Source organism: Flavobacterium sp. (assembly GCF_031381455.1).
Lineage (GTDB): Bacteria > Bacteroidota > Bacteroidia > Flavobacteriales > Flavobacteriaceae > Flavobacterium.
The window spans coordinates 1-11,451 of the sequence record NZ_JANMXZ010000031.1 but is presented as its reverse complement, the minus strand read 5'-3'; the positions used below and the strand labels follow the sequence as shown (position 1 = coordinate 11,451).

General features: G+C 35.0%; 7 protein-coding genes. 4 read left to right on the top strand and 3 right to left on the bottom strand.

The window, feature by feature from the left end:
* The first annotated feature begins 7 nt into the window (after positions 1-7).
* A complete protein-coding gene (gene metK, locus RMN97_RS07600; RefSeq protein ID WP_309613921.1) occupies positions 8-1,294 on the top strand; it encodes a methionine adenosyltransferase in 1,287 nt (428 codons plus the stop codon).
* Between the two features lie 232 nt (positions 1,295-1,526).
* Here the strand turns inward: metK and RMN97_RS07595 are convergent, their stop codons facing one another.
* Together RMN97_RS07595 and RMN97_RS07590 are read right to left on the bottom strand one after the other, a co-directional pair.
* Positions 1,527-4,280, bottom strand: coding sequence for a carboxypeptidase-like regulatory domain-containing protein (locus tag RMN97_RS07595; protein ID WP_309613920.1), 2,754 nt, complete (start codon positions 4,278-4,280; stop codon positions 1,527-1,529).
* 24 nt (positions 4,281-4,304) lie between these two features.
* Positions 4,305-5,201: a GLPGLI family protein gene (locus RMN97_RS07590; RefSeq protein ID WP_309613919.1), complete on the bottom strand. Its 897-nt coding sequence runs from the start codon at positions 5,199-5,201 to the stop codon at positions 4,305-4,307.
* Between the two features lie 121 nt (positions 5,202-5,322).
* Here RMN97_RS07590 and RMN97_RS07585 point away from each other — a divergent pair, with 121 nt between their 5' ends.
* The 3 genes from RMN97_RS07585 to RMN97_RS07575 all read left to right on the top strand — a co-directional run bounded on the left by RMN97_RS07585 (position 5,323) and on the right by RMN97_RS07575 (position 9,898).
* Positions 5,323-6,114: a hypothetical protein gene (locus RMN97_RS07585; protein WP_309613918.1), complete on the top strand. Its 792-nt coding sequence runs from the start codon at positions 5,323-5,325 to the stop codon at positions 6,112-6,114.
* Positions 6,114-6,728 (top strand): deoxynucleoside kinase, encoded by a 615-nt coding sequence (locus tag RMN97_RS07580; RefSeq protein WP_309613917.1) that lies wholly within the window; start codon positions 6,114-6,116, stop codon positions 6,726-6,728. Before RMN97_RS07585 ends, RMN97_RS07580 begins: the two co-directional genes overlap by 1 nt.
* A 200-nt stretch (positions 6,729-6,928) precedes the next feature.
* Positions 6,929-9,898, top strand: a complete 2,970-nt coding sequence (locus RMN97_RS07575) for a T9SS type A sorting domain-containing protein (RefSeq protein WP_309613916.1) — start codon at positions 6,929-6,931, stop codon at positions 9,896-9,898.
* Between the two features lie 281 nt (positions 9,899-10,179).
* On the opposite strand, the gene RMN97_RS07570 is transcribed toward RMN97_RS07575, so the two are convergent.
* A partial coding sequence (locus tag RMN97_RS07570) for a sodium/proton-translocating pyrophosphatase (RefSeq protein ID WP_309613915.1) occupies positions 10,180-11,451 on the bottom strand: 1,272 nt, incomplete at its 5' end.

Below are 11,451 nucleotides of genomic sequence, written 5' to 3'. Positions count from 1 at the left end.
TATAGTTATGGCTTATTTATTTACGTCGGAGTCAGTGAGTGAAGGACATCCAGACAAAGTTGCAGACCAAATTTCTGATGCGTTAATTGACAACTTTTTGGCATTTGATGCTGAATCAAAAGTGGCTTGCGAAACATTGGTTACGACTGGTCAAGTAATTCTTGCTGGAGAAGTAAAATCAAACACCTACCTAGATGTTCAACAAATTGCGAGAGAAGTAATCAAAAAAATTGGATATACTAAAAGCGAGTATATGTTTGATGCAGATTCGTGTGGTATTCTTTCAGCCATTCATGAGCAATCTGCTGATATTAATCAAGGAGTTGACAGAGCAAACAAAGAAGATCAAGGTGCGGGTGACCAAGGAATGATGTTTGGTTATGCTACTAATGAAACGGAGAACTATATGCCTTTGGCTTTAGATTTATCTCACGCTTTGTTAATTGAATTAGCAAATCTTAGAAGAGAAAATAACGAAATTAAATACCTTCGTCCTGATGCTAAATCACAAGTTACTTTAGAGTATTCTGATGATAACAAACCACAAAGAATTGATGCTATCGTTATTTCTACTCAACATGATGATTTTGTGAAACCTAAATCTGATTCAAGAGAAGATAAAGACGCTGCAAATAATGAAATGTTGGTTAAAATTAAAAGCGATTTAGTATCTATTTTGATTCCAAGAATTAAAGCCAAATACCCTCAATACGCTCATTTATTTAGCGATAGCATTACGTATCACATTAATCCAACTGGTGTTTTTGTAATCGGTGGACCACACGGAGATACAGGTTTGACTGGAAGAAAAATTATCGTTGATACGTACGGTGGAAAAGGAGCTCATGGTGGTGGTGCTTTCTCTGGAAAAGACCCGAGTAAAGTAGACCGTTCAGCAGCTTATGCTACACGTCATATTGCTAAAAACTTAGTGGCTGCAGGATTGTGTGATGAAGTTTTAGTTCAGGTTTCGTATGCCATTGGAGTGGCAAAACCAACTTCTATTAACGTAGTAACTTATGGAACTTCTAAAGTAAGTTTGACAGACGGAGAAATCAGTAAAGTGGTGGAGAACGTTTTTGATATGCGTCCGTACTTTATTGAGCAACGTTTGAAATTGAGAAACCCAATCTACAGCGAAACGGCTGCTTATGGACATATGGGAAGAACTCCAGAAACAGTTACCAAAACTTTCAAATTGCCAAATGGTGCTCCAAAAACAGTAACTGTAGAGTTATTTACTTGGGAAAAATTAGACTTTGTAGATAAAGTTAAAGCGGCTTTTAAGATTTAATTAACCGCAAAGTTTGCAAAGAAATACGCGAATCCAGAAGTTTCGGGACGCAAAGAAAAAACCCTGACTCTCTAATGAAAGTCAGGGTTTTCTTTTTAGCCCTGCCTACCGGCAGGCAGGCCCGATGGAAGCGGCATCCTTTTTTGTTTTGTACTTCGACAAGGCTTCGACAGGCTCAGCCTGACATTGCTATTGACAAAACAAAAAAGATATAGCGGAAAGCGGGAAATTGCTACAAATTATATTTCAAACTCAATAGTACATAACGCGGTTGCACTCTGTATTGTGAAGTTCGTGTAGAGAATTGCGAGAAATTATCATCATTGAGCGAAGTTGTATTTAACAAGTTGGTTGCCGAGATTTTGTATTCCCATTTACTGTCTTTCGTTTTTTGGTAAATCAAACTAGCTGAAAGGAAATCATACTCGTTTTCAACCGATTTATCGCTGTTGTAATAGTGATAGAACTCATATTCACTAACAAATGAGAAGCTTTTTAGGAAGAAATAATCTAGTCTAACCGTTGGTTTATCAGTAAAAAATTTATCGTTTGGATATTCATTAACCGAGAAAGTGTAACCCAATTCAATATTCGGCATGTTTTTAAAATTGGTTGAAGCTTTTAGCGAGTAATTTTGGCTAACACTTTCATTGGTTACCAAAACATCTTGCAACGTATTTCGGTCTATTTGAATATTATTGAACTTTGACCAATTGACATTGGCCGTAAACGATGCTTTATAGTATTTGAAAAAGGAGCGACCATAATTACCAAAAAAGGTTAGTGTTTCATCCGCAAACTCTGAGTTAAATGGTGATGAAATTTGGTTTACATTATTAAAAAAAGCTCTTGTTTTAATGGCATCAATGGTTCGGTTATAACTAATTGCTCCAGCTATGTTCTCAAAATTGAACATATTGTATTTGAAATAACGCAAGGTGTGCGACTGCTGAATAGAATTCTCTAAGGTTCTATTTCCAGTTGACAAACTACTGTAGCTATTTAAAACATAACCTTCGGCTTGACGGTTGATATCAGTGAAATTATTGGTAAATGAAAAATTATACGTCAGCGTTTCTGCTTTTTTGATTTGGTACAATGCTAAGAAATCGGGTAGGATTCTGGTGAAATTCTGCTTGTAACTCGTTCCCAATTGTTCATTGTTCAAGGCATACGTATGAAGACTAACTCCAGGTGTAAAAGTAAATTTGCCGGTCAATATTTTGTAATGCAACCCTAAAAAGGCATCATTAAAACGATAATTCACATCATTGGTATTGGCTGTATTATCCAATTCGTTGACATTTCCATTATCTAAAATTTGATACATCGATGAGTTGAAACTCTGATTTGAATTGGTGTTTCCTAAGGTAATATTGATGTTGCTTTTTGGCGTAAGCATATAGTAATAATCCAACTTCGCATCCAGTTTATTTGTTTTCACAAAACGGTTTTGGTTCAAATTGGTTCTGTTTTGAGACGTATCATAGCCTAAAATATTACTCGGAGGTAACGTTGATGTAAAAGGATCTGATTGTAAATCGGCATTATAAAACGGATTTTCGTCTTGATATAAATGTTGGCTTTCAAATGCAAAAATGTGCTTTTCAGCAGCCGTATAATAGAAACTCAAGTTCTGATTTACGGTAACCGGATCTTGTTTTTTGGCAGTAAAAATACCTTCAGTAGTAGAAATATTATTTTCATCAATGGTCTCTCTCAAGAGCGAATTGTTTTCATCTTGTTTAGAAAACTTGGTCAAAATATCATAATCAAACTGGAAATTGGCATTCGGTTTATAGCTTGAACTTAATTTAAACAAACCCAAATTACTTTTCTGATGTGCTATTTCATCACGGTTTTCAGTTGATGCCACTTCGGTTGATGTTGGATCTAAAAAGTTTGTCGTTGATACCGTTTCTAAATCGGTAATCGAAGAAGACAAAATAGCAAAACCACTCAATGACCATGATTTGGTTGGATTATAAGAGAAATTAGTTGCTCCGAAATCGGTTTCTATTTCTTTAGCGCGATTGTTTCTCAACAATGAAATTCCAAGGTCATTTGATGATATATTAAAACTCGATCCACCTTTGGCCATCATGCTTCTGAAACCGCCGGTGAATTTGAAATAATCCTGAATCGTCAACGGCAATTCGCCAATATTATTGAAATTGGTAATAATATTGACACTGTATTTCGGGCTATAATAAAACAGCTTTGGGTTTACATTATAGCGGTCGAATTTACCTTCGGGACGAAAACCACCAGCAGCTGTAATGTCACCAAACCAGAAATTTTTCTTTCCTGATTTTAGTTTGATATTCATCGCAACATTGTCCTGATTATTTTCGACACCTTTTAGGATTGAATTTTCGTTATAATTTCTCAGTACTTGCACTTTATCAATAGCATCAGCGGGAATATTTTTTACGCCAAGTTTGGTGTCGCCATCAAAAAAATCTTTGCCTTCAACCATTAATTTAGTTACTCTTTTGCCCTCTACTTCTACTTCACCATCAGCATTGACCTCAACTCCGGGTAATTTCTTCAAAACATCTTCCAATTTTCTTTCGGTTCCAGTTTTAAAAGAATCGGCATTGTAAACTATGGTATCACCTTTTATAGAAACCGGCATTTCGCGGACAATTTCAACTCCTTCGAGTTCAATTCCGCCGGCTTCCATCATAATATTTTGCGTGATGTTTTGAGATTGAGTCGTAACCGTAATTTCCTTGTTTTGCATTCCAAGGTAACTCATTTTAATAGTGTAGGATGAATTAGGTTTTAGGTTTAAAACAAACTTCCCTTTGTCGTTCGTAATTGCGTAAGCATCCATGGTTTTGGATCCCTGATTCATCGCCATGATATTCGCCATTTCGAGTGGCGCTTTATTGGTGTCTTGAATAATTCCTTCAAAACGGATGTTTTGAGAAAAAGAAATGGCTGATATAAAAAGAATAAGTACTGCGTAAAGTTTTTTCATAAATGTAATTAATGGAATGATGATTTAATTACCCATTCTGATTTGCATTCCACCTCTTCCTTGTCCCTGATTCATTTCTTTTAATTCATCCATTTTTTTAACAACGGTTTCATCATAGTCTTTTTGAGAAATTACTTTACCGTTGTTTGGTGCTTTTATTTCTACTTTATCTTTAGAATTCAATACAATTTTCGAACACAAAATAACCGTTTTTCCATCGTTTACTTCGAGAATTAAACCTGGCAAACCCCAATAACTTTCCGGTCCTTGATTTACTGGAATTTCTGGTGTGTACCAAGCAGTGATGGTGATTTCTTTTGGCATATCAAAATCATCCATAAAGTTGGTTTTCTTTTCTTTATCGTCTTTATTAGCTTCACCTTCTTTGGTTTGTTCTTCTTTTTTAGGTCTGAAATTTCTAAAATCTGATTTGCTTACAGGACGAACTGCTGTGGCTTTAAAGCAATTGTAACCGCCAATCATTCGGGTTTCACTTTCCATTTTCCAATTTAATTTTGGCAATGAATCTTTTACTAAGAATTCTTTTCCCATAAATTCTTTGTCAACGGTGTAGCTTTTGTCTTTTACATTTTTGTAATACGTTCCGCCACCGCCCATCATAGAGCTCATCATTCTGAAACCGCCTTGTTGTCCGCCCGGAGCATCTAATTTTTCTTCTTCTTTGTATATAGAAGCCGATTTATCGAAATTGAGAATGAATGTTTTTTCGAACATTTTTTTCATTCGTTCTTCAATCATTTTTTGCATTTCTGGTGAAATTTCTTTGTTGCCTTCAAAACGGGATTTGAAATCGGAAGTACTTGTTTTTGATTCATAAACGGCCATTCCTTGGAAGTCTTTTTGTGCATTTGAAGTAATACATGCTAAAAGGAATAATGAAGTATAAAGTAAGTTTCTCATTGTTTTTTATTTTTAAAGAACAAATATGACGAATCCCTATGAATTCAGTTACCAAAGTTTTGTTAAAATATCTTTTTGTACTCGTTGAAATTAATTTGGTTTAATGTAAATTAGCACTATCATGAAAAACGAAATTTATCTCTTTTTATTATTGTGCTGTTCGATTAGTTTTTGTCAAAACCAAAAGCTGAAAACTACTGTATTAAGCACAAAAGAACTTGAGAACAAAACCTATATTGGATTTGATGGTTTGGGTAATAATTATTACATTAAAGATAATGTTTTCAGCAAGCAAAACGAAAGTCAGACTTGGGAATATAAAAACGTGGCTTTGGGAAAAATCACTGCTGTTGATTATGTCAATCCACTGAAAATAGTGGTTTTTTATGAAGATTTTAATACCATAATCACACTTGACAATCAGCTTAACGAAATTCAGAAACTCAATCTTTTTGACATTGACAACACCATTTTTGCATCAAAAGTTGGTTTGGCTTCGCAGGATCAGTTTTGGATTTATAATTCGCTGACACAGCAGATATTGTTGTTTGATTATTTAAAAAATACATCTAAAAACATTGGCAATCCCATCCAGGAAAGCATAAAATACACCCAATCCGATTTCAATAATTTTTATTGGATAGATGACATTAATAATTGGTATGCTATCGATATTTTTGGCAAAGTAACTTTGTTGGCTAATATTCCTCCTTTTGAAAAAATTCAGATTATAGACAATGAAAAACTGTTGTTTTCCAGAGACAATATTCTCTATAGTTTGAACAATCAAACCAAAGTTGTCCATGAAATAGAAATTGTTGAGAACTCGTTTCAAAATTATTATTACAAAGACCAAATTTTGGCTATTTTTACCAACCAACAAATTAAGAATTATAAAATAAAATTACCATAATGCACATAGCAGTAGCAGGAAACATCGGAGCAGGAAAGACAACGTTAACAAGGTTTTTGGCAAAGCAATTCAAATGGGAACCTCATTTTGAAGACGTAGTTGACAATCCGTATTTGGATGATTTCTATCACCAAATGGAACGTTGGAGTTTTAACCTGCAGATTTACTTCCTAAATAGTCGTTTTCGTCAGGTATTGCAAATTCGGGAAAGTGGTAAAAATATAATTCAGGACAGAACCATCTATGAAGATGCGCACATCTTTGCCCCAAATTTGCACGCCATGGGCTTGATGACCAACCGTGATTTTCAAAATTACTCTGATCTGTTTGAATTAATGGAAGGATTGGTTGGCGCACCGGATTTGTTGATTTATTTGAGAAGTTCGATTCCAAATTTGGTTGCCCAAATTCACAAACGTGGCCGTGATTATGAAAACACGATTTCAATTGACTATTTGAGTCGTTTGAACGAACGCTATGAAGCCTGGATTCACACTTATGACAAAGGCAAGCTACTAATTATAGACGTTGACAATATTGATTTTGTTAACAATCCGGAAGATTTAGGATTTGTAATTAATAAAATCAATGCTGAAATAAACGGATTGTTTTAAATTCTAAAACTTTTGATAAAATCCTTGTATTGTTTAGAACGATACGGGGATTTTTTGTTTGTTAATCGTTAATAACTTCAAAAACAACGAAAAATTTAGTTAGTAATTAAAATTAATATCTATTTTTAGTGCGTTAGTTTTAATCATAATTATTAATCTAACTATTAAAAGTCAATCTAATTCCCCCAAAAAATTACCAAATGGAAAAAAAATACTCAATTAACAAACACATTTCATTGTCGTTTTTGCTGCTTTTTACATTAAACGTTTCGCTGCAAGCACAATCAAAAAGTGGAAAAGGTTCAGAACATACTAATTTTTCCAAAAGGGTTTCAGCTAGAAATGTAGCTAGAAATAGTAACCCAACACTAAGCGTGTTAGCCACCGATGTAGTTACAGCTTGTAACAGTTACACCTGGCCTGTAAATGGTTTAACCTACACCAATACTGGTATATATACAGATGGCGGAGGAATAACACAGCTTTTTAATGATCAAACTGCTTGGGACAATTCCGCCTCTACTTATGGAGCGACTGTTGCTTTCAACAATTTATCTGGAATCCCTACTGCTACAACTATAAATATAATAATAGGTACAACAAGTCTAACTATGTCTGCTCCAAGCGGTATGTACTCTAGCGGATCTTTTATAGGGGTAAACAATCCGGGTGAAACAATAACTATCACTTTTAGTCCATCTATATATGGTGTTGCTGGGAATTATTTTGTTACTAATATTTCAGACAATGTTGTGAATGGAAACGTTAATGCAACCTATTCAGATGGTGCAACAGACGATAGAGCCGTAAATACGGATACTGAAGCTTTTGGCTATTTTTCGACTACTCCTTTAACTACTGTTGTTTTAACAACTACATCAACAAACCGTTATATTTCATTAAAAAATTTAAGTATTGCCACCAACCCGGCTTCTAACAATACGTTAGACTTAACTATAACACCAGCTGTTACACCAACATTTACAGCTATTGATCCTATTTGTAACGGAGATACATTGGCGCCATTGCCGACAACATCTAATAATGGAATTACAGGAACATGGTCACCGGCTTTAGATAGTACAACCACAACAACCCATACTTTTACACCTGATATAGGTCAATGTGCAACCACAAAAACAAAAACAATTACCGTTAATCCGATTGTGACTAATTCAACTAATGTGACTGCTTGTAATAGCTACACTTGGTCTCTCACTGGAACAACTTACACAACAAGTGGTGCTTATTCAACTTACATGACTATTCCCGATAGTCAAGTAATTGATGATTTAGCTTTATGGAATGAGCATGCTGCATCCTTTAACGCAACAGTAATTTCAAATACTCTAAGTGGTATAAATGCAACTAACCCAACAGATATAACATACGGATCAGTTACTGTGAGCATGTCAGCTCCAGGAGGAATGTACTCTAGTGGCGATTTTCTGGGAACAGGAAATGCAAATAATCCATTAACAATTACTTTTGATCCTCCGGTTTATGGTGTTTCTGGAAATTATTTTACATCTGATTTTACTGATGCAATTATCTCTGGAAATATCACGGTTAACTATTCAAATGGAACTGTAGAAAGTAGAACAGTGACAACAGATACTGATACTTTTGGCTATTTTGATTCTAATTACATAAGTAGCATCGTTATTAGTTCGACAACCAATATACCTGACCATTATGTATCCATAAAAAATCTAAGCATTGCTGCCAATCCGAGTACTTGTAGTACCGAAACCTTAAATTTAACTATTAATACTTTACCTCCTCCGGGAGACACTTTGGCTACTGCGATTGATGTTACAGCAACAAATTATACGACATCAGGAAATAATTTAGCTAAAAATTGTTTTACAGACACCGTTGGAACTACTTCACCGGATGTTTGGTATAAAGTTATTTTAAGTCCATGTACAATAGCTTTGAGCGCTAATACCTGTACAAACTCAGATTTTGATACTATCCTAAGAATATTTAAAGAAGATGGAACTACAGAAATAGGTTTTAGTGATGATGATTGTGGGGCTACTTTTCAATCTTATATAAACGACATAGATGTTTCCACAGAAAATATTGTTTATGTTTTAGTAGAGGGTTATGTTGGTTTGGGTCGTGAACAAGGAAATTATGGTTTGGAAATAATACAAACACAAGCAACTACAGTTATACCAATTTTTAATGCTGTAGCGGATATTTGTAACGGTGATATATTATCTGCATTACCAACAACTTCAAACAATCTAATTCAGGGAAGTTGGTCGCCAACATTAGATAATACTACCACAACAACTTACACATTTACGCCAGATGCAGGACAATGCTCAACAACGGCTTCGTTGACTATTGTTGTAAATCCTTTAACAACCAACGGAAGCGTGACTACTTCTATTTGTGATGGTGATTCGTATACTTGGCCTGAAAATGGACTTACTTATACTACGGCACAATCGGGTATTACTGTAGTTACTGGTTGTAATACGGCTACTTTGAATTTGTCGATTACTCCTTTGACAACCAACGGAAGTGTTACTACCTCTATTTGTGATGGTGATTCGTATACTTGGCCTGAAAATGGACTTACCTACACTACAGCACAATCAGGTGTTACTGTAGTTACTGGTTGTAATACGGCTACTTTGAACTTAGCTATAAATTCCGCAAGTATTCCAACAGGAAATGCTTCTCAATCATTTGATGTAGCTGATTTAAACGATGCCACAATAGCTAATCTTGTAGTGAATCCTACTACCGTAATTTGGTATGGTTCTTTAGTAGATGCACAAGCTGGAACTAATTCATTAGCTTCATCTACAGTACTCACAACCGGTGCAACATACTATTGTGTTAATATTGTTGGATCGTGTTCGAGTGCACCATTTGCTGTGACAGTAACAGTTACATTAGGCAATGATGAATTTGATAATTTGCATTTTACATACTATCCAAATCCAACTTCATCGGTTGTAACCATTTCATACTCGAGAACTATTACTCAAATAACTTTGATTAATTTATTAGGTCAAACTTTAATGAATGAAAAAACAAATGCAACAGAGGTTCAGGTTGATTTATCACGTTTAGCTGAAGCAACCTACTTTATAAAAGTAGCATCTGATGATAAAGAGAAAATCATTAAGGTTATTAAACGAAACTAATCGGAGCATATTATAGATCAATAAAAAGGTTGTCAGAAATGACAACTTTTTTTATATTTTACTTATTAGTTTTTAAAGTAATTTTTTATTAAACTTAAAAACAATCAATTACTTTTATTTTTAAACCTTTATGCTTTAAAACTTAGCGAGTTCAAGTATATTAGTTAACAAGAGATTGGTGAAAAATCATTCTTTATTTTTTTACCTTCTATAATTAATACAAAAATCCCCGTCTTGTTCCAAAAAACTAGACGGGGATTTTTAATTAATAGGATAAACTATTATTTCAATGCTTCTACTTTAGCTTTTACCTCTGCTTCTGTTCCTTCAAAAGTTTCTGATGCTGCAGTCCCGTTAACCGTAGTTGTAACTGTTGCTTTAGCTTTACCGTTTGTATTGGTAATTACGACTTTTACATTCTTTTCAGTAGAAGTCATTTCGCCTTTAGCACAACAATCATCTTTTTTAGCGATGAATTTTCCATCAGCATCATAGTGAGAAAGACAAGCTGCTTTTTCTTCTGCATTACATCCCAAAGAATCACACATCGCAGCACATTCTTCTTTAGTCATGTCTTTGCATTTGCTCATGTCGCATTTGCCCATCATTTCACTTTTCATTTCAACATTGCATTGCATTTCTTTAGTTCCACCTTCGTGACCAGCACCTAATATTGGAGCGATAACTAAACCAATCAAACATGTTAATTTGATTAAGATGTTCATTGATGGTCCAGAAGTATCTTTAAATGGATCTCCAACAGTATCTCCGGTTACAGCCGCTTTGTGAGCATCAGAACCTTTGTATGTCATTTCGCCATTAATCATAACTCCGGCTTCGAAAGATTTCTTAGCATTATCCCAAGCACCACCAGCGTTGTTTTGGAAAACAGCCCAAAGAACACCTGATACTGTAACTCCAGCCATATAACCACCTAACATTTCAGCGATTAATTGGTTATTATCTCCGTAAACTAATTTTCCTAACAATACGATTGCGATTGGGAAACCGATAGTTAAAACTCCAGGCAACATCATTTCGCGTAAAGCGGCTTTTGTAGAAATCTCAACACATTTACCATATTCCGGTTTTCCTGTCCCTTCCATGATTCCTGGAATTTCCTTGAACTGACGACGTACTTCATAAACCATATCCATTGCAGCTTTCCCAACAGAGTTCATTGCCAAAGCAGAGAAAACCACTGGTATCATTCCACCCACAAATAACATAGCCAATACAGGCGCTTTAAAGATGTTGATTCCGTCAATTCCGGTAAAGGTTACATATGCAGCAAATAAAGCTAACGATGTTAATGCAGCCGAAGCGATTGCAAAACCTTTTCCTGTTGCAGCCGTTGTGTTACCAACTGAATCCAAAATATCGGTACGAGTACGAACTTCTTTTGGTAATTCACTCATTTCAGCAATTCCACCAGCGTTATCAGATATTGGTCCGAAAGCGTCGATTGCTAACTGCATAGCTGTTGTAGCCATCATTGCAGAAGCAGCTAAAGCCACACCGTAGAAACCTGCAAAAGCATAAGAAGACCAGAT